This is a genomic window from Enterococcus spodopteracolus (genome assembly GCF_030441955.1).
Classification (GTDB): Bacteria; Bacillota; Bacilli; order Lactobacillales; family Enterococcaceae; genus Enterococcus_B; species Enterococcus_B spodopteracolus.
In genome coordinates, this window is record NZ_JARJHD010000003.1 from 225402 (window position 1) to 244159 (window position 18758).

General features: G+C 40.3%; 32 protein-coding genes. 1 reads left to right on the forward strand and 31 read right to left on the reverse strand.

Annotation, left to right across the window (positions count from 1 at the left end; genetic code table 11):
* Nucleotides 1-3: 3 nt before the first annotated feature.
* From rpsK to rpsL, 31 genes are all read right to left on the reverse strand, one after another.
* The gene (gene rpsK / locus P3R27_RS06095; RefSeq protein WP_010734450.1) at nt 4-393 is read right to left on the reverse strand and encodes a 30S ribosomal protein S11; all 390 of its coding nucleotides are present in this window, start codon (nt 391-393) and stop codon (nt 4-6) included.
* Between the two features lie 27 nt (nt 394-420).
* Entirely contained in the window at nt 421-786 is a 366-nt protein-coding gene (rpsM, locus tag P3R27_RS06100) for a 30S ribosomal protein S13 (protein ID WP_010734451.1), read from the reverse strand.
* 17 nt (nt 787-803) lie between these two features.
* Nucleotides 804-920: a 50S ribosomal protein L36 gene (gene rpmJ / locus P3R27_RS06105; protein WP_002288710.1), complete on the reverse strand. Its 117-nt coding sequence runs from the start codon at nt 918-920 to the stop codon at nt 804-806.
* A 32-nt stretch (nt 921-952) separates the two neighbouring features.
* Nucleotides 953-1171, reverse strand: a complete 219-nt coding sequence (gene infA / locus P3R27_RS06110) for a translation initiation factor IF-1 (protein WP_002288695.1) — start codon at nt 1169-1171, stop codon at nt 953-955.
* A gap of 190 nt (nt 1172-1361) precedes the next feature.
* On the reverse strand, nt 1362-2009 hold the full coding sequence (locus P3R27_RS06115; protein WP_010734452.1) for an adenylate kinase: 648 nt from the start codon (nt 2007-2009) through the stop codon (nt 1362-1364).
* 59 nt (nt 2010-2068) lie between these two features.
* Nucleotides 2069-3364, reverse strand: a complete 1296-nt coding sequence (secY, locus tag P3R27_RS06120; RefSeq protein ID WP_265262129.1) for a preprotein translocase subunit SecY — start codon at nt 3362-3364, stop codon at nt 2069-2071.
* Entirely contained in the window at nt 3364-3804 is a 441-nt protein-coding gene (gene rplO / locus P3R27_RS06125) for a 50S ribosomal protein L15 (RefSeq protein WP_010734454.1), read from the reverse strand. Before rplO ends, secY begins: the two co-directional genes overlap by 1 nt.
* Before the next feature lie 48 nt (nt 3805-3852).
* Entirely contained in the window at nt 3853-4032 is a 180-nt protein-coding gene (gene rpmD, locus P3R27_RS06130) for a 50S ribosomal protein L30 (RefSeq protein ID WP_010734455.1), read from the reverse strand.
* A 14-nt stretch (nt 4033-4046) separates the two neighbouring features.
* Nucleotides 4047-4547, reverse strand: coding sequence for a 30S ribosomal protein S5 (rpsE, locus tag P3R27_RS06135; RefSeq protein WP_034689405.1), 501 nt, complete (start codon nt 4545-4547; stop codon nt 4047-4049).
* Nucleotides 4548-4567: 20 nt separating this feature from the next.
* Complete coding sequence (gene rplR, locus P3R27_RS06140; protein ID WP_034689408.1) at nt 4568-4924, reverse strand: 50S ribosomal protein L18; 357 nt, start codon at nt 4922-4924, stop codon at nt 4568-4570.
* 163 nt (nt 4925-5087) lie between these two features.
* Nucleotides 5088-5624: a 50S ribosomal protein L6 gene (rplF, locus tag P3R27_RS06145; RefSeq protein ID WP_034689409.1), complete on the reverse strand. Its 537-nt coding sequence runs from the start codon at nt 5622-5624 to the stop codon at nt 5088-5090.
* A 31-nt stretch (nt 5625-5655) separates the two neighbouring features.
* On the reverse strand, nt 5656-6054 hold the full coding sequence (rpsH, locus tag P3R27_RS06150; RefSeq protein ID WP_010734459.1) for a 30S ribosomal protein S8: 399 nt from the start codon (nt 6052-6054) through the stop codon (nt 5656-5658).
* A 36-nt stretch (nt 6055-6090) separates the two neighbouring features.
* On the reverse strand, nt 6091-6276 hold the full coding sequence (locus tag P3R27_RS06155) for a type Z 30S ribosomal protein S14 (RefSeq protein ID WP_002356214.1): 186 nt from the start codon (nt 6274-6276) through the stop codon (nt 6091-6093).
* An 18-nt stretch (nt 6277-6294) separates the two neighbouring features.
* Nucleotides 6295-6834 (reverse strand): 50S ribosomal protein L5, encoded by a 540-nt coding sequence (gene rplE / locus P3R27_RS06160; RefSeq protein WP_034689410.1) that lies wholly within the window; start codon nt 6832-6834, stop codon nt 6295-6297.
* A 28-nt stretch (nt 6835-6862) separates the two neighbouring features.
* The gene (gene rplX / locus P3R27_RS06165) at nt 6863-7171 is read right to left on the reverse strand and encodes a 50S ribosomal protein L24 (RefSeq protein ID WP_010734461.1); all 309 of its coding nucleotides are present in this window, start codon (nt 7169-7171) and stop codon (nt 6863-6865) included.
* 36 nt (nt 7172-7207) lie between these two features.
* Nucleotides 7208-7576: a 50S ribosomal protein L14 gene (gene rplN, locus P3R27_RS06170; RefSeq protein WP_010734462.1), complete on the reverse strand. Its 369-nt coding sequence runs from the start codon at nt 7574-7576 to the stop codon at nt 7208-7210.
* A 57-nt stretch (nt 7577-7633) separates the two neighbouring features.
* Nucleotides 7634-7900 (reverse strand): 30S ribosomal protein S17, encoded by a 267-nt coding sequence (gene rpsQ, locus P3R27_RS06175; RefSeq protein WP_010734463.1) that lies wholly within the window; start codon nt 7898-7900, stop codon nt 7634-7636.
* 24 nt (nt 7901-7924) lie between these two features.
* Nucleotides 7925-8113 carry a 50S ribosomal protein L29 gene (gene rpmC / locus P3R27_RS06180; RefSeq protein ID WP_002288664.1) on the reverse strand — a complete coding sequence of 63 codons (189 nt, stop codon included), beginning with the start codon at nt 8111-8113 and terminating at the stop codon, nt 7925-7927.
* Nucleotides 8103-8537 (reverse strand): 50S ribosomal protein L16, encoded by a 435-nt coding sequence (gene rplP, locus P3R27_RS06185; protein ID WP_010734464.1) that lies wholly within the window; start codon nt 8535-8537, stop codon nt 8103-8105. Before rplP ends, rpmC begins: the two co-directional genes overlap by 11 nt.
* Before the next feature lie 2 nt (nt 8538-8539).
* Nucleotides 8540-9196, reverse strand: coding sequence for a 30S ribosomal protein S3 (gene rpsC / locus P3R27_RS06190; RefSeq protein WP_010734465.1), 657 nt, complete (start codon nt 9194-9196; stop codon nt 8540-8542).
* A 13-nt stretch (nt 9197-9209) separates the two neighbouring features.
* Nucleotides 9210-9557 (reverse strand): 50S ribosomal protein L22, encoded by a 348-nt coding sequence (gene rplV / locus P3R27_RS06195; protein ID WP_010734466.1) that lies wholly within the window; start codon nt 9555-9557, stop codon nt 9210-9212.
* Between the two features lie 22 nt (nt 9558-9579).
* Nucleotides 9580-9858 carry a 30S ribosomal protein S19 gene (gene rpsS / locus P3R27_RS06200; RefSeq protein ID WP_034689411.1) on the reverse strand — a complete coding sequence of 93 codons (279 nt, stop codon included), beginning with the start codon at nt 9856-9858 and terminating at the stop codon, nt 9580-9582.
* A 42-nt stretch (nt 9859-9900) separates the two neighbouring features.
* Nucleotides 9901-10731 (reverse strand): 50S ribosomal protein L2, encoded by an 831-nt coding sequence (rplB, locus tag P3R27_RS06205; protein WP_010734468.1) that lies wholly within the window; start codon nt 10729-10731, stop codon nt 9901-9903.
* 38 nt (nt 10732-10769) lie between these two features.
* The gene (rplW, locus tag P3R27_RS06210) at nt 10770-11060 is read right to left on the reverse strand and encodes a 50S ribosomal protein L23 (protein WP_034689412.1); all 291 of its coding nucleotides are present in this window, start codon (nt 11058-11060) and stop codon (nt 10770-10772) included.
* Nucleotides 11060-11683, reverse strand: a complete 624-nt coding sequence (gene rplD / locus P3R27_RS06215) for a 50S ribosomal protein L4 (RefSeq protein ID WP_034689413.1) — start codon at nt 11681-11683, stop codon at nt 11060-11062. The genes rplW and rplD overlap by 1 nt, the downstream gene beginning before the upstream one ends.
* 27 nt (nt 11684-11710) lie before the next feature.
* The gene (rplC, locus tag P3R27_RS06220; protein ID WP_010734470.1) at nt 11711-12340 is read right to left on the reverse strand and encodes a 50S ribosomal protein L3; all 630 of its coding nucleotides are present in this window, start codon (nt 12338-12340) and stop codon (nt 11711-11713) included.
* Nucleotides 12341-12371: 31 nt separating this feature from the next.
* Complete coding sequence (gene rpsJ, locus P3R27_RS06225; protein WP_010734471.1) at nt 12372-12680, reverse strand: 30S ribosomal protein S10; 309 nt, start codon at nt 12678-12680, stop codon at nt 12372-12374.
* 494 nt (nt 12681-13174) lie between these two features.
* Nucleotides 13175-14362 (reverse strand): elongation factor Tu, encoded by a 1188-nt coding sequence (tuf, locus tag P3R27_RS06230; protein WP_034689414.1) that lies wholly within the window; start codon nt 14360-14362, stop codon nt 13175-13177.
* A 172-nt stretch (nt 14363-14534) separates the two neighbouring features.
* The gene (gene fusA, locus P3R27_RS06235; protein ID WP_010734473.1) at nt 14535-16619 is read right to left on the reverse strand and encodes an elongation factor G; all 2085 of its coding nucleotides are present in this window, start codon (nt 16617-16619) and stop codon (nt 14535-14537) included.
* Between the two features lie 78 nt (nt 16620-16697).
* Nucleotides 16698-17168, reverse strand: a complete 471-nt coding sequence (gene rpsG / locus P3R27_RS06240) for a 30S ribosomal protein S7 (RefSeq protein ID WP_010734474.1) — start codon at nt 17166-17168, stop codon at nt 16698-16700.
* A gap of 91 nt (nt 17169-17259) precedes the next feature.
* Complete coding sequence (gene rpsL / locus P3R27_RS06245; RefSeq protein ID WP_010734475.1) at nt 17260-17673, reverse strand: 30S ribosomal protein S12; 414 nt, start codon at nt 17671-17673, stop codon at nt 17260-17262.
* Nucleotides 17674-17978: 305 nt separating this feature from the next.
* Here rpsL and rpiA point away from each other — a divergent pair, with 305 nt between their 5' ends.
* Nucleotides 17979-18662, forward strand: a complete 684-nt coding sequence (gene rpiA, locus P3R27_RS06250) for a ribose-5-phosphate isomerase RpiA (protein ID WP_034689415.1) — start codon at nt 17979-17981, stop codon at nt 18660-18662.
* Nucleotides 18663-18758: the final 96 nt, after the last annotated feature.

An 18758-nucleotide genomic window follows, 5' to 3' on the forward strand; every position in this document is an offset into this window, starting at 1 on the left:
TCATTAAACACGACGGCGTTTTGGAGGGCGGGCACCATTATGAGGAACTGGAGTCACGTCACGAATTGCAGTCACTTCTAAACCTGTTGCTTGTAATGAACGAATTGCTGCTTCACGTCCAGAACCAGGTCCCTTAACTGTTACTTCAACAGTTTTTAATCCGTGTTCCATTGCTGCTTTTGTAGCTGTTTCTGCTGCCATTTGAGCGGCAAAAGGAGTTGATTTTTTGCTTCCTTTGAAGCCTAATGAACCAGCTGATGACCACGCTAAAGCATTTCCGTGAGTATCAGTGATCATGATGATTGTGTTGTTGAATGTAGAGTGGATATGTGCAATCCCAGCTTCTATATTCTTTTTCACACGGCGTTTACGATTCACTTTTTTTGCTACCATGAAGATTTAACCTCCTTCACTTAAGAATTATTTTTTCTTGCCAGCGATAGCGCGAGCTGGGCCTTTACGAGTGCGTGCATTGTTTTTCGTGTTTTGTCCACGAACAGGCAATCCACGACGGTGACGGATTCCACGGTAAGAACCGATTTCCATCAAGCGTTTGATGTTTAAGTTCACTTCACGACGAAGATCCCCTTCAACTTTTAATTTATCTACTTCTGCACGGATAGCATCTGTTTGTTCATTCGTTAATTCACGAACGCGAACATCTTCAGATACGCCAGCATTAGCTAAGATTTGTTTCGCAGTAGTGTTACCAATACCATAGATATAAGTAAGTGAAACTACTACACGTTTATCACGAGGAATATCTACTCCTGCAATACGAGCCATATTTAGTGCACCTCCATTTATCCTTGACGTTGTTTATGTTTTGGATTTGCTGGGCAAATCACCATAACGCGTCCTTTACGACGAATTACTTTACAATGTTCACACATTGGTTTTACTGATGGTCTTACTTTCATGATAATACCTCCTGTAGTTTTACGGAGTACAATTATTTAAAGCGATAAGTAATACGGCCACGGTTTAAATCATATGGAGACAATTCAACCGTCACTTTGTCACCAGGTAGAATACGAATGTAGTGCATACGAATTTTACCTGAAACAGTAGCAAGAACTTGGTGTCCGTTTTCTAGTTCAACTTTAAACATTGCATTCGGCAAAGTTTCGACGACTGTACCTTCGACTTCAATCATATCTTCTTTTGCCACGCACAGTACCTCCTTGTACTTGTTTCGCATTTTCACACGATAAAATGGCGGAAACTGCAGTTCCCACCTCAAAATTCTCAAAATGGATCATCTAGAGGATTCTCTAGAAGTCGGACTGACATATTCTATCATAATTTATTGAACTTGACAAGAGTAACTGCTTAATGCAAGTCGGCTACGGGCAATCGTGCTATTTTTCAATGATTTTTTGGACATCAGTAAATACAGCATCGATTTCACGATCACCATCGATAGTGTGTAGCAAACCTTGTTCTTTATAATAAGCCAAGATTGGTTCACTATTTTTGATGTTGATAGCCAGACGATTTTTAACCGTCTCAGGTTTATCATCTTCTCTTTGATAGAATTCATGCCCACCACAACGATCACATGTGTCTTCAACTTTTGTAGGGTTGAAAATTTTATGGTAAGTTGCTCCACAGTTACGGCAAATGAAGCGGCCTGCTAAACGCTCAACCAAGACTTCTTCACCCACGTGGATATCGATGACAGCATCAATTTGTTTATTTAAATCTTTTAACATTGCATCTAGAGCTTCTGCTTGCTCGATTGTACGAGGAAAGCCATCTAATAAGAAGCCTTTCTCTGTATCGGGTTCTGCTAAACGCTCTTTTACGATTCCATTTGTTACTTCATCAGGAACTAATGCACCTTTATCCATATAAGACTTTGCTTCCAGGCCAAGAGCTGTTTCATTTTTGATAGCTGCACGAAACATATCTCCTGTTGAGATGTGAGGAATCCCATAAGCGTCAATGATTTTTTCAGCTTGTGTTCCTTTACCTGCACCTGGCAGCCCCATTAAAATGAGGTTCATTGCTTTCCCTCCTAATAAATGTGAGAACGTGTGTTGAGGAAAAACCTCAACACGCTTTCTTACTCAATAAAGCCAACATATTTACGTTTCAGCATTAAGCCTTCTAACTGTTTCGCAGTTTCTAAAGCCACACCGATCACGATCAACAGACTTGTACCACCTAATCCGATTGATTGTGGCAGATCCCAAATCATTTGTGCAATGATTGGTAATAATGCCACTAAACCAAGGAATAGTGCTCCGACTGTACTTAATCGCATCAATAAGCTTGAGACATACTCTTCAGTCCCCTTACCAGGGCGTACACTTGGTATATAGCTTCCTTGCTTTTGTAAGTTCTCCGCTAATTTCTCAGGGTTTACTTGAACAAAGGCATAGAAGAATGTAAATGCGACGATCAATACCGTATAAATCGTTGCGCCAGGCACCGTATTATAGTTAAAGATCTCCATCATTATTTTATACCAGTTTTCAGATCCGAATCGGCCACTTAACGCTTGTAACACAGCATTTGGTGTCGCAATAAATGAACTTGCAAAGATAACCGGAATTACCCCAGCAGCATTTACTTTCAACGGTAGATAACTACTTGTTGGCGCACCTGCTATACGTTTTGTGTACTGAATCGGGATCTTACGTTCAGCTTGTTGGAAAAATGTTACGAATGTCACGATTGCTAGAACCGCAACTAGTAAGATGGCAATGAAAATCGCAGATTTCCAGATATCGGAAGAATTGATATTTACGAAGTAATCTTCATAAATTTCACGTACACTTTCCGGTAATCTTGAAATGATCCCTGCAAAGATGATCATTGACACACCGTTACCAATACCTTTTTCAGTGATTTGTTCACCCAACCAAGTAACAAACATCGTTCCTGCAGTTAAGATCAAACCGATCGTTACATAAGTAGAGACATTTGGATTGTTGACAAAACCTAATTGAGCGTATTGGTTAAATCCTGCTGTGATACCGACAGATTGGATAAATGCCAATACTAATGTCAAATATCTTGTTGCCTGATTCAACTTTTTACGACCAACTTCACCTTGTTTCGACCATTCCACAAAACGTGGTACGATATCCATTTGTAATAATTGGATAACGATCGAAGCAGTAATGTAAGGCGAAACCCCCATCGAAAAGATCGAGAAGTTTTGCATTGCACTACCACTTACCAAGTTCAACATGTTGAAAAACGGTAAGCTAGATAGATCTTGTAATGAGCTTGCATTTACGCCGGGAACAGTGATATGTGCCCCTAAACGAAAAACAAAGAGAACAAATACAGTAAAAAGGATTTTCGATCTAATATCTTTGACCTTAAAAGCGTCTTTTAATAGTTTAAGCATTAGATCACCTCAACAGAGCCACCAGCCGCTTCGATTGCTTCTTGTGCTGCTTTAGAGAATTTAGCTGCTTTCACAGTTAACTTTTTGTTCAATTCTCCGTTAGCTAAAACTTTGATTCCAGCTTTTTCGTTTTTCACGATTCCAGCTTCTACTAAAGCAACAGGAGTTACTTCAGCTCCGTCTTCAAAGCGATTCAAGACATCTAAATTAACGACTGCGTAGTCCTTACGGTTAACATTTGTAAATCCACGTTTTGGTAAACGACGGAACAATGGTGTTTGTCCCCCTTCGAATCCTAGACGTACACCACCGCCTGAACGAGCTTTTTGTCCTTTTTGACCACGTCCGGCAGTTTTTCCGTTACCTGAAGAAGTACCACGACCAACACGGTTACGTACTTGGCGTGAACCTTCAGCGGGTTTTAATTCATGAAGTTTCATAGGTTTGGCACCTCCTTAATTGTCCTAATTCTTATTTTATTTGTTTAATTAAACTTCTTCAACGTCCACTAAGTGAGAAACAGTGTTGATCATGCCTTTGATTGCTTCATTAGCAGGCTTAACCACAGAACTGTTAATCTTTGTAAGACCTAACGCTTTAACAGTATCGCGTTGGTTTTGAGGACGTCCGATAATACTGCGTTTTAAAGTTACTTTTAATTCAGCCATTATGTTTGTCCTCCTTATCCGATTAATTCTTCCACTGATTTGCCGCGTAGAGCTGCAACTTCTTCAGCACGTTTTAATTGTTTCAAACCTTCAACAGTTGCGCGAACAACGTTGATTGGTGTGTTTGAGCCTAAAGATTTAGAAGTGATATCTGCTACCCCTGCTAATTCTAATACGGCACGAACTGGTCCACCAGCAGCAACCCCAGAACCTTCAACAGCAGGTTTCATTAGGATTCTACCGCCACTAAAAGCACCAATTACTTCGTGTGGGATTGTTGAACCAACCATAGGTACTTCAATTAAGTTTTTCTTCGCATCTTCAATTGCTTTACGGATCGCTTCAGGTACTTCTTGTGCTTTACCAGTACCAAATCCTACGTGTCCGTTTTTGTCACCGACAACAACTAAAGCAGCAAAACGTAGACGACGTCCACCTTTAACAACTTTTGTTACACGGTTAATTGCAACAACGCGGTCTTCTAATTCCAAATGTTTTGGATCGATATAAACCATGAATGGTATTCCTCCTTCTTCTAAAATTCTAGTCCATTTTCGCGAGCAGCTTCAGCTAAAGCTTGCACACGGCCATGGTAAAGGTATCCACCACGGTCAAAGACTACGACTTTAATGCCTTTTTCAGCTGCGCGTTCAGCAACTAATTTACCGACAGCTTGTGCTGCTTCTGTTTTTGTTCCACCTGAAATTTCTTTATCCAAGGTAGAGGCACTTGCTAGCGTTACACCCGCTACGTCATCAATAAGTTGCGCGTAGATGTTTTTGTTAGAACGAAAAACGTTCAAGCGTGGGCGCTCAGCAGTACCAGAGATAGTGTTACGTACACGACGGTGTCTCTTTTGACGTGTTTTGTTCTTATCTGGTTTTGTAATCACAATTGTCACCTCTTTATTTTTATTTTTCTACTGTCAGACAGTAGAAATGATCAGTTTTGAAAAAATAGAAGCTGCGGCACAAGTAAACTCTCTCTTAATGAAGAAATACTTCAGCAAAATCCTTTTTTCCTGCTGCTGGCTTCTATGAAATTTTTCGAAACGATTATTTACCAGTTTTACCTTCTTTACGGCGTACGAATTCGCCAACATAACGAATACCTTTACCTTTATAAGGTTCTGGAGGACGAGTACCACGGATGTTCGCAGCTAATTCGCCAACTTCTTCTTTGTTCGCACCCTTCACAATTACTTGTGTGTTAGATGGTACTTCAACAGTCACGCCAGCTGGTGGTGTGATTTCTACTGGATGTGAGTAACCAACGTTCAATACAAGTTTTGTTCCTTGCATTTGCGCACGGTACCCAACCCCGATTAATTCTAATCCTTTTTGGAAACCTTCACTAACACCTACAACCATGTTGTTGAAGTTAGCACGAGTTGTTCCATGGATAGTTTTCATTTCTTTACTGTCATTTGGACGAGTGAATGTCACTTCATTTCCTTCGATATTCATTTTGATATCAGCAGAAAATTCACGAGTCAATTCCCCTTTTGGTCCTTTAACTGTAACGTTGTTTCCATCTTGAGTGATAGTTACTCCTTCAGGGATCACAACGATCTTATTTCCAATACGGCTCACTTAAAGACACCTCCTTGTAGATTCTACTTGATTACCATACGTAAGCGATAACTTCGCCGCCGATGTTTTTCTCACGAGCTTCTTTATCAGTGACAACACCTTCAGAAGTCGAAATAATAGCGATACCTAAGCCATTTAAAACTTTTGGCACTTCGCCAGCTTTAACATAAACACGTAAACCTGGTTTAGAAATACGTTTTAAGTTTGTAATAACACGTTCGCCGCTTTTACCGAATTTTAGGAAAACACGGATCACGCCTTGCTTGTCATCTTCGATATATTCAACATCACGGACGAAACCTTCACGTTTCAAGATTTCAGCGATGTCACGTTTAATTTTTGATGCAGGAACTTCTAAAGCCTCATGTTTAACCATGTTTGCATTACGGATACGAGTTAGAAAATCTGCAATTGGATCTGTCATGACCATTGAACTTTTACCTCCTTCTTATGCGAATTTACTTTTTTACCAGCTAGCTTTCTTCACGCCGGGAATTTGACCTTTATAGGCAAGTTCGCGGAAGCAAATACGGCAAAGATGGAACTTACGATAAACTGAATGTGGACGTCCGCAACGTTCGCAACGAGTATAAGCTTGTGTTGAATGTTTTGCAGGACGTTTGTTTTTAGCAATCATTGATTTTTTAGCCACGTAGTTCGCCTCCTTTAATTATTTTTGGAATGGCATGCCTAATTGTGTCAACAACTCACGAGATTCTTCATCTGTGTTCGCTGTCGTTACAATGACGATGTCCATACCACGTACTTTATCTACTAAATCATAATCTACTTCTGGGAAGATCAATTGTTCTTTAATACCTAAAGTGTAGTTTCCACGACCATCAAAGGCTTTTTTACTTACACCATGGAAGTCACGTACACGTGGTAGAGAAACTGATACTAATTTATCTAAAAATTCGTACATTCTTTCTCCGCGTAAGGTAACTTTTGCTCCAATTGGCATTCCTTCACGTAAACGGAATCCAGCGATTGATTTTTTAGCTTTTGTAATCATTGGTTTTTGTCCAGTGATCAAAGTTAGTTCTTCAACTGCTTTGTCTAAGTTTTTAGCGTTTGATACCGCATCACCAACACCCATGTTGATGACGATTTTTTCAACTTTAGGTGTTTGCATAACAGAGCTATAGTTAAATTTTTCCATCAATGATGGAGTTACTTCTTTAAGATATTTTTCTTTTAGGCGGTTCATTCAGTAAGACCCTCCTTCCTTAAACTTTTTATTTATCTAAAACTTCACCGGTTTTTTTAGAAACACGGACTTTTTTTCCGTCTACTTCTTTGTAGCCAACACGGCCAGCTACACCAGTAGAGTCGATGACCATCACGTTAGAAACGTGAAGTGGCGCTTCCATCTCAACAATCCCACCTTGAGGAGCAGCTTGAGAAGGTTTTTGGTGTTTTTTGATCATGTTCACACCTTCGACAACCACTTTATCTTGTTTAGGAAACGCTGCTAACACAACGCCTTCTTTGTTTTTGTCTTTACCGGTGATCACTTTAACTTTATCGCCTTTTTTAACAAACATAACTGTTTCGCACCTCCTTTGTTAAGTGTCTCAAGATTATAAAACTTCTGGTGCTAAAGAAACGATCTTCATGAAGTTGTTTTCACGTAGTTCACGTGCAACTGGCCCAAAGATACGTGTTCCACGAGGGCTTTTATCATCACGAATAATCACTGCAGCATTTTCATCAAACTTGATGTATGAACCGTCTGCACGACGAGCTCCTGATTTTGTACGAACGATAACGGCTTTAACGACGTCACCTTTTTTGACAACCCCACCTGGCGTTGCTTGTTTAACCGTAGCAACGATCACATCACCGATATTCGCAGTTTTGCGACCAGATCCACCAAGGACTTTGATCGTCAAAATTTCACGTGCGCCTGAATTATCAGCGATTCTTAAACGACTTTCTGCTTGGATCACGTTGTGTATCCTCCTTTCAGATTTTGCATTCAATCTACATAGGAAAATCTCGTGTTATTAGATAATAACTGCTTCTTCGACTATTTCCAACAAACGGAAACGTTTTGTAGCTGATAATGGACGAGTTTCCATAATTCTCACGATGTCGCCAACTTTTGCTGTGTTGTTTTCATCATGTACTTTGTACTTCTTAGAGTAGTTCATGCGTTTACCGTAAATAGGGTGGTTTTTCTTTGTTTCGACAGCAACGGTAATTGTTTTATCCATTTTGTCTGATACCACGCGACCTTGATAAACTTTGCGTTGATTTCTTTCTTCAGTCATACGCTTAATGGCCTCCTTCCATAATTACTTAGCTTGTTCACGCAAAACTGTTTTGATGCGTGCAATCGATTTACGTACTTCTTTAATACGTGCAGTGTTTTCTAATTGACCTGTTGCTAATTGGAATCTAAGATTAAACAATTCTTCTTTTAATTGTTTTTCTTGATCAAGCATTTCGGCAGTGGTTAATTCTCTGATTTCTTTAACCTTCATTCGATTCACCACCCATTTCCTCACGTTTTACGATCTTAGTTTTCATTGGTAATTTGTGAGAAGCTAAACGTAATGCTTCACGAGCTACTTCTTCAGATACGCCTGCGATTTCAAACATGATTTTACCACGTTTTACTGGTGCAACCCATCCTTCAGGAGCCCCTTTACCTTTACCCATACGAACGCCGATCGCTTTAGATGTATATGATTTATGAGGGAAAATTTTGATCCATACTTTCCCGCCACGTTTCATGTAACGAGTCATAGCAATACGAGAAGCTTCGATCTGACGGTTTGTGATCCAGTGTGATTCAACAGCTTGTAAGCCGTATTCACCGAATGCTACTTCTTTTCCGCCTTTTGCTTCACCACGCATTTTTCCGCGGAATTCACGACGGTGTTTTACACGTTTAGGTACTAACATGTTTATTTCCCTCCTTTCTCAGTGTTTTTTTTAGTTGGAAGAATTTCTCCACGATAGATCCACACTTTAACTCCTAGTTTTCCGTATGTTGTATCTGCTTCTTCCCATGCGTAATCAATATCCGCACGCAAAGTGTGAAGAGGAACTGTTCCTTCTGAGTATCCTTCTGAACGAGCGATATCCGCTCCGTTTAGACGTCCAGATACTTGAGTTTTGATCCCTTTAGCGCCAGAACGCATTGAACGTTGGATGGCTTGTTTTTGAGCGCGACGGAATGCAACACGGTTTTCTAATTGACGTGCAATTCCTTCACCTACTAATTTAGCATCTAAATCTGGTTTTTTGATTTCCACGATGTTGATATGGATTCTTTTACCAGTTAATTTGTTTAATTCTTTTCTTAGGTTTTCGACTTCAGATCCGCCTTTACCAATAACCATACCTGGTTTAGCTGTGTGGATTGAAATGTTTACGCGGCCAGTTGCGCGTTCGATTTCAATTGTTGATACAGCAGCATCAGCAAGTCTAGTTGAAATAAATTTACGGATTCTTAAATCTTCGTGTAAGAACTCTGCATACTCTTTTTCAGCAAACCATTTTGCATCCCAGTCGCGGATGATGCCTACACGCATTCCAATTGGATGTACTTTTTGACCCACAGATTATCCCTCCTTATTTTTCTGATACGACTACCGTGATATGACTTGTACGTTTGTTGATTGGTGAAGCTGAACCTTTTGCACGAGGACGGAAACGTTTCATTGTTGGTCCTTCGTTAACAAATGCTTCAGATACTACCAAGTTCTCAACATCTAAGTCAAAGTTATTTTCTGCATTTGCAATTGCTGACATCAATACTTTCTCGATGATCCCAGCAGATTTGTTTGGTGTGAATTTCAAGATTGAAATTGCATCCGCAACACTCTTACCTCTGATAAGGTCAATTACTAGACGCGCTTTACGAGGTGAAGTGCGAACTGTTTTTGCAGTTGCTTTAGCTGATGTGATTTGTTCTGCCATTTGCTTTTATCCTCCCCTCGAATTAGCGTTTCGTTTTCTTATCGTCAGCGACATGCCCACGATAAGTTCTAGTTGGTGCGAATTCGCCTAATTTGTGTCCTACCATATCTTCTTGGATGTAAACTGGTACGTGTTTACGTCCATCATATACTGCGATGGTATATCCAACAAAACTTGGGAAAATTGTCGAACGACGAGACCAAGTTTTGATTACTTTTTTCTTACCGACCTTAGCTTGAGCTGTAACTTTTTTCATTAAATGCTCATCAACGAAAGGTCCTTTCTTTAAACTACGACCCATGGTGAACCTCCTCTCAAAATGTGCGACACATGGTCAAAGTAATTATTTATTTTTACGACGAACGATAAGTTTGTCTGATTTAGCTTTCTTGTTACGAGTTTTGTAACCAAGCGCTGGTTGACCCCAAGGAGAAACTGGAGCTTTACGTCCGATTGGAGCTTTACCTTCACCACCACCGTGTGGGTGATCGTTAGGGTTCATTACGCTACCACGTACAGTTGGGCGTTTACGCATCCAACGAGAGCGGCCAGCTTTACCAATATTGATAAGTTCGTGTTGTTCGTTACCTACAGAACCGATTGTTGCACGGCATGCAGCTAAGATCATGCGAACTTCACCAGAGTTCAAGCGGATCAATACGTATTTGCCTTCTTTACCAAGTACTTGAGCACTTGTACCAGCAGAACGGATCAATTGTCCACCTTTCCCAGGTTTCATTTCAATATTGTGGATCACAGTACCAACTGGAATGTTTTCTAAAGGAAGAGCATTTCCGACTTTGATATCTGCTTCTGGACCTGAAACAAGTTTCATTCCAACTTGTAGTCCTTTTGGTGCTAAGATGTAAGCTTTCACTCCATCTTCATAATGTACTAACGCGATGTTAGCTGAACGGTTCGGATCATATTCGATCGTTTGAACAGTAGCAACAACGTTGTCTTTGTTACGTTTGAAATCGATCACGCGGTATTGGCGTTTGTGTCCGCCACCTTGATGACGTACAGTGATGCGGCCGTTGTTATTACGTCCAGCATGGTTTTTCAATGGCTGTAACAATGTTTTTTCAGGTGTTGATGTTGTGATTTCAGCAAAATCAGAACCTGTCATGTTACGACGGCCATTTGTGGTAGGTTTGTACTTTTTAATCGCCACGTTTTCCCCTCCTAATTTAATCAGTTAACGAACAGTGCTTATTCAGCAGCGTCGAATAATTGGATTTCTTTTGAATCTTCAGTTAATGTAACGATCGCTTTGCGACGTTTTTTCGTATATCCTGCATATTTGCCCATACGTTTGAATTTCGCACGTACGTTCACGATGTTCACGTTTTTGACTTTTACGTCAAAAGCAGCTTCAACCGCTTGTTTTACTAAAGTTTTGTTTGCGCGAGTGTCTACTTCGAAAGTATATTTCTTGTCATCCATGGCAAGCATTGATTTCTCAGTGATCACTGGGCGTTTGATTACGTCTAGTAAGTTCATTATGCAAGCACCTCCTCAATTTGAGTAAGAGCAGTTTGTGTTGCTAAAACTTTTGTATTTGATACAACATCTAGAACGCTAACGTTATCAGAAGTTACTACAGAAACGTTTGATAAGTTACGTGCAGATAAAGCTGCAAAGTCGTTACCAGGTTCTAGTACAACCAATACTTTAGAGTCAATAGATAATTTAGCAAGAACTTCTTTGAATTCTTTTGTTTTTGGTGCATCAAAGTTTAATCCTTCGATTGCTACCAAGTTGTTTTCAGCAACTTTTTCTGACAATACAGATTTCATTGCTAGACGACGAACTTTTTTAGGAAGTTTGTAGCTGTAAGAACGTGGTGTTGGTCCGAAAACTACGCCACCTCCACGCCATTGTGGTGAACGGATTGATCCTTGACGAGCACGACCAGTTCCTTTTTGGCGCCATGGTTTACGGCCACCGCCTCGAACAGCGCTACGGTTTTTAACCGCATGAGTTCCTTGTCTTAATGATGCGCGTTGCATAACGATTGCGTCGTAAACAACACTTTCATTTGGTTCAATTCCGAAGATTTCTTCGTTAAGAGTGATTTCACCGTTTTGGCTTCCATCTTGTTTGAATAATGCTACATTCGGCATTCCTTAGTTCCTCCTTTCTTCCTACTATTATTTAGCTTTCACAGCTGATTTGATAGTGATTAATGATTTTTTCGCTCCAGGAACGTTACCTTTGATCAAGATTACGTTTCTTTCAGCATCTACACGTACAACTTCCAAGTTTTGGATAGTTACGCGGTTGCCACCCATACGGCCAGCAAGACGTTTGTTTTTGAATACACGGTTAGGTGCAACTGGACCCATTGACCCAGGACGACGATGGTAGCGAGAACCGTGAGCCATTGGTCCGCGGCTTTGGCCGTGACGTTTGATAACCCCTTGGAATCCTTTACCTTTCGTAGTACCTGTTACATCAATAATGTCTCCTGCTTGGAAAACATCAACTGTAATTTCTTTTCCTACTTCATATTCTCCCAGCTCAACATTTTTGAATTCACGAATGAAGCGCTTAGGAGCCGTGTTTGCTTTTGCAACATGACCTTTCGCAGGTTTGTTTGATAAAACTTCACGTTTGTCTTGGTAACCAACTTGAATAGCTTCGTAGCCATCAGTTTCCATTGTTTTTACTTGTAGTACTACGTTTGGCGTAGCTTCTACAACAGTAACTGGAATTAATTCGCCAGATTCAGTGAAGATTTGTGTCATTCCCACTTTTTTCCCTAAGATTCCTTTGGTCATGAGTACACCTCCATTATTATTAGTTTAGTTTTTATAGTTTGATTTCGATGTTAACACCTGATGGTAAGTCAAGCTTCATTAAAGCATCAACTGTTTTTGGTGTTGGGTTCACAATGTCGATAAGACGTTTGTGTGTACGCATTTCGAATTGTTCGCGTGAATCTTTGTATTTGTGAGTTGCACGAATAACTGTGTAAAGACTGCGTTCAGTTGGTAATGGAATTGGACCAGAAACGCCAGCTCCAGTTCTTTTTGCAGTTTCCACGATTTTATCCGCTGATTGATCTAAAATACGATGTTCATACGCTTTTAAACGGATACGAATTTTTTGTTTTGCCATCTTGTTCCCTCCTTCGCCTATTTTGAAAAGTAGACATAGCTCCACGAAAATTTCCGTCACGCTCGTTCGTGGCAAAGCGTCCGGGCGTGTCGCAACCTCTCGTTTCTTAGCCGACAAAATCATTTTGATTTCGTCTGTGCCATTCACCTAAGGTAAACGCACCTTTGTCATTATAATATATCTAAATGTACAACGCAAGGTTTTTTTGCTGTAAAAACCAATTAATTTTCATAAATTTTCATTCAATTAAAAAAAGAGAAATCATTCTCTTTTTTATAGAAGGATTTATTGTTTCCCCTTGCGATCTCCATTCGCTTATTTAGAGAAAAAACAATTCACTACCTATTAAGAATATTTTGGATATTCCTCTCTTTCATAGCCTCTTCCTTAATCAATTGTTTCCTGAAATGAAAAAAGTTCGAGGCAAAGGATCAAGATCCTCACCTCGAACTTCAACGTCCGAATAAATGTTACTTTGTTAGGCTTAAAATGAATTAAGCTTTGATTTCTGTAACGACACCGGCACCAACTGTACGTCCGCCTTCACGGATTGAGAATTTAGTACCGTTTTCGATAGCGATTGGGTGGATTAATTCAACTTCCATTGTTACGTTGTCGCCAGGCATAACCATTTCAGTTCCTTCTGGTAATTCAACAACACCAGTTACGTCAGTCGTACGGAAGTAGAATTGTGGACGGTAGTTAGTGAAGAATGGAGTATGACGTCCACCTTCTTCTTTAGTCAACACGTATACTTCTGCAGAGAATTTTGTATGAGGTGTGATTGTACCTGGTTTAGCTAAAACTTGTCCACGTTGGATTTCTTCACGTGAAACACCACGTAGTAACGCACCAATGTTATCGCCTGCTTCAGCGTAGTCTAATAATTTACGGAACATTTCAACACCAGTTACAGTTGTTTGAGCTGTTTCTTCTGCGATACCAACGATATCGACAACGTCACCAACACGAACTTGTCCACGTTCAACACGTCCTGTAGCAACAGTACCACGACCAGTGATTGAGAATACGTCCTCAACTGGCATCATGAATGGTTTGTCGTTATCACGTTCTGGAGTTGGGATATATTCGTCAACTGCAGCCATCAATTCAAGAATTTTTTCTTCGTATGAAGCGTCGCCTTCTAAAGCTCTTAAAGCTGAACCAGCGATTACAGGAACATCGTCACCAGGGAATTCGTATTCTGTTAATAGGTCACGAACTTCCATTTCAACTAATTCAAGTAATTCTTCGTCATCAACCATATCTACTTTGTTCAAGAATACAACGATGTATGGTACACCAACTTGACGAGATAATAGGATGTGTTCACGAGTTTGAGGCATAGGGCCGTCAGCAGCAGAAACAACTAAGATTGCTCCGTCCATTTGAGCAGCACCAGTGATCATGTTTTTAACGTAGTCCGCGTGTCCTGGGCAGTCAACGTGAGCATAGTGACGTGCGTCAGTTTCGTACTCAACGTGAGCTGTTGAGATAGTGATTCCGCGTTCGCGTTCTTCAGGAGCACCATCGATTTGATCGTAAGCCATTGCTTGGCCGCCGTTTTTCTTAGATAGTACAGTTGTGATTGCAGCTGTTAAAGTTGTTTTACCATGGTCAACGTGTCCGATAGTACCAATGTTAACGTGTGGTTTCGAACGGTCAAATTTTTCTTTTGCCATTTTAAAATATCCTCCCTAAAATTACAGTTTAATTTTTATTTGTCTGATAGGTATGTGATAGACAAAATTGCCGATCACATGCCCGTATCATCAAAAGTTATTTTACACGAAACTGCATAAAAAATACAGTCTCTAGATAAATCTCTTCACGAGACTACCTTGCCTTAAGAAATTATTCAGCTTTTCCGCCGTTTTTCTTAATGATTTCTTCTTGAACAGATTTCGGTACGTCTTCGTAGTGGTCAAATACCATCATGAATGTACCACGACCTTGAGTTGCTGAACGCAATGTAGTCGCGTATCCGAACATTTCTGCCAATGGAACGATTGCATTAACGATTTGTGAGTTACCGTGTGCTTCCATTCCTTCAACACGTCCGCGTCGGCTTGTTACGTGTCCCATGATATCACCTAAGTAATCCTCTGGTACAGTAATCGTAACTTTCATCATTGGTTCAAGGATCACAGGACGTGCGTGTTTTGCAGCAGCTCTTAGAGCCATTGATGCAGCAACACGGAACGCTGTTTCATTTGAATCGACGTCATGGTATGAACCATCGTAAAGTTTTGCTTTGATATCCACTAATGGGTATCCAGCAAGAACACCGTTATTCATTGATTCTTCTAATCCTTTTTCAACTGCTGGGATGTATTCACGTGGAACCACACCACCAACGATTGCGTTTTCGAATTCGAAGCCTTTTCCTTCTTCGTTTGGTGTAAATTCAACCCATACGTGACCGTATTGACCTTTACCACCAGACTGACGTACGAATTTACCTTCCGCTTTTGTTGCTTCACGGAATGTTTCGCGGTAAGAAACTTGAGGCGCACCAACGTTTGCTTCAACTTTAAATTCGCGTTTCATACGGTCTACTAATACGTCCAAGTGCAACTCACCCATACCTGAGATAACTGTTTCACCTGTTTCAACGTTTGTTTCAACTCGGAATGAAGGATCTTCTTCTGCAAGTTTTTGCAACGCAACACCCATTTTATCTTGGTCAGCTTTTGATTTAGGCTCAACAGCGACTTGGATAACTGGTTCTGGGAATTCGATTGATTCAAGGATAACTGGTGCATCTAATGCACACAATGTGTCCCCTGTTGTTGTATCTTTCAATCCAACAGCAGCGGCGATATCACCTGAATATACTTTGTCGATTTCTTGACGTGTGTTTGCGTGCATTTGTAGGATACGACCGATACGCTCTTTTTTGCCTTTTGATGCGTTCAATACATATGAACCACTTTCAAGGACACCAGAGTAGACACGGAAGAAAGTTAGACGACCTACGAATGGGTCAGTCATTACTTTAAATGCTAATGAAGCAAAAGGAGCTTCGTCATCTGCAGGACGAGTTGTTTCTTCGTCTGTTTTTGAGTCAATACCTTTGATTGCTTCAATATCTAGTGGTGATGGTAAGTAATCAAGAACAGCATCCAACATCAATTGGACCCCTTTATTCTTGAATGCTGAACCAGCTAACACAGGGAAGAACTCAACATTGATTGTTGCACGGCGGATACCGGCAATCAATTCTTCTTGAGTGATTTCTTCACCTTCAAGATATTTCATCATTAGTTCTTCGTCTGTTTCAGCAACAGCTTCGACTAATTTTTCACGCCATTCTTGCGCTTGTTCTGCATATTCTTCAGGGATTTCAGTTTCTTGGATGTCTGTGCCTAGATCGTTTGTATAGATCTCTGCTTTCATCGTTACCAAGTCAATGATACCTGTGAAGTTATCTTCAGAACCGATTGGCAATTGGATTGGATGTGCGTTCGCTTGTAGGCGATCGTGCAATGATTTTACTGAGTATAAGAAGTCTGCACCGATTTTATCCATTTTGTTACAAAATACGATACGAGGTACTCGGTACTCAGTTGCTTGACGCCAAACAGTTTCAGTTTGAGGTTCAACACCTGATTGTGCATCAAGTACAGTTACAGCACCATCCAATACACGTAGAGAACGTTGAACTTCGATTGTGAAGTCTACGTGTCCTGGTGTATCGATGATATTTACGCGGTAACCTTTCCACTGCGCAGTAGTGGCAGCAGATGTAATCGTGATACCACGTTCTTGTTCTTGTTCCATCCAGTCCATCTGTGAAGCTCCTTCGTGAGTTTCACCAATTTTATGGATTTTACCAGTATAGTACAAGATACGCTCTGTTGTTGTAGTTTTACCTGCATCAACGTGGGCCATGATACCAATATTACGAGTTTTTTCTAGCGAAAATTCTCTTGCCATTTTCTTACTCCTCTCTTTGTTTAAATCGATTGTAAATTGACTTTCTGCTGTGGGTTTAGCCGACAGACAGAGAGGATCTTACCAACGATAATGAGCAAATGCGCGGTTCGCGTCTGCCATTTTGTGTGTGTCTTCGCGTTTTTTAACAGAAGCTCCAGTGTTGTTTGCAGCGTCCATGATTTCTTTTGCTAAGCGTTCTTCCATTGTGTGTTCTCCGCGCAAGCGAGCGTAGTTAACTACCCAACGTAGCGCTAAAGTCGTACGACGTTCAGGGCGAACTTCAACTGGTACTTGATAGTTTGAACCCCCAACACGACGTGCTTTAACTTCAAGAACAGGCATAACATTGTTCATTGCTTGTTCAAACACTTCTAATGGATCGTTACCTGTAGATTCTTTGATCAAATCAAAGGCATTATAGATAATATTAGCAGCAACACCGCGTTTTCCGTCAACCATTACACGGTTGATCAAGCGAGTTACTAATTTTGAGTTATAAATAGGATCTGGTAAAACATCACGTTTTGCAACAGGACCTTTACGTGGCATCCGTAACTCCTCCTTCCGAAATATTCTTCATAGTTGATCGAACGACTATTATATTGTAGGTTCGATTTTCATTTGTAGTAAATAATTAAAATTAAGCTTTAGGTCTTTTCGTACCGTATTTAGAACGGCTTTGTTTACGGTCGTTCACACCAGCAGTATCTAGTGCACCACGAACGATATGATAACGTACCCCTGGTAAGTCTTTTACACGTCCACCGCGTAATAGTACCACGCTATGCTCTTGTAAATTGTGACCAATCCCTGGGATATAAGCAGTAACTTCAATTAAGTTTGACAAACGAACACGAGCATATTTACGTAAAGCTGAGTTCGGTTTTTTAGGTGTCATTGTTCCCACACGTGTAGCTACCCCACGTTTTTGAGGAGAGTTCACGTTTGTTTGAGTTTTCTTAAAGCTGTTATATCCTTTGTTCAAAGCAGGTGAATTAGATTTTTCCACCTTTGATTTACGAGGTTTACGTACTAATTGGTTAATTGTAGGCATTCCTAGTTCCTCCTTCCCACGATTCACATCTAGTTCCACACATCCAGGTGGTTCTTTTTTTGCGATAAAAAATAAATGCAGTATGCATCTTTATCAAATATGCTTTGATAAACAGTCAGCACGCCTCTTAACAGAGACCTGTAGATAAAGCACCTTGGTTAGAATATCACGGATAAAAAAGAATGTCAACTAAACATATACATTTTTTTCTATCCTATAAAAATTGTGTTATGTTCTCTATCTTTTTCGATTAAATCAAGCTAAAATAGCAGTTAAAGAGCTATAAAAATGCTGGAGGGATAGAAATGAACTTAAAGCAATTAGTAGGCATTAAAGCTGCAGAATTTGTTGAAGATGGTATGATCGTTGGACTTGGAACTGGTTCTACTGCCTATTATATGGTAGAAGAAATTGGCCGACGCATGCGCGAAGAAGGATTGAAAATCACTGGTGTCACTACTTCTAGCGGTACAAAAGCACAAGCAGAAAGCTTAGGTATCCCTTTGAAAAGTATTGATGAAGTCCCAGTCGTCGATTTGACGATCGATGGTGCCGATGAAATCAGTGCCGATTTTCAGGGAATCAAAGGTGGCGGTGCTGCTCTTTTATTTGAAAAGATCGTTGCATCTTATTCAAAACAAACGATCTGGATCGTCGATGGATCAAAAATGGTGGATCAACTTGGGCGCTTTCCACTCCCTGTCGAAGTCATCCCTTATGGTTCTCAACAACTGATGCGTCTTTTTAAAGAAAAAAACTATCAGCCTGTCTTACGTCAAACAGAAACTGGAGAGACCGTCGTAACAGATAGTGGGCATTATATTATTGACCTTCATTTAGAACGAATTGAAGATCCCGAAAAATTAGCGACTTATTTAGACCAATTAGTCGGTGTCGTCGAACACGGTTTGTTTTTAAATATGGTCTCAAAGGTTGTCATTGCCTCTGAAAATGGCGTGTCTGTACTCGATACTCCCTTTCAAAAATAATGCGAAAGAGATTCGTTGAAAATGCCTAAAAAAACTATCTTTTTCAGTTACTTTATGCTACATTTTTACTTGTCTCAAACACTTAGAAAACTTTGC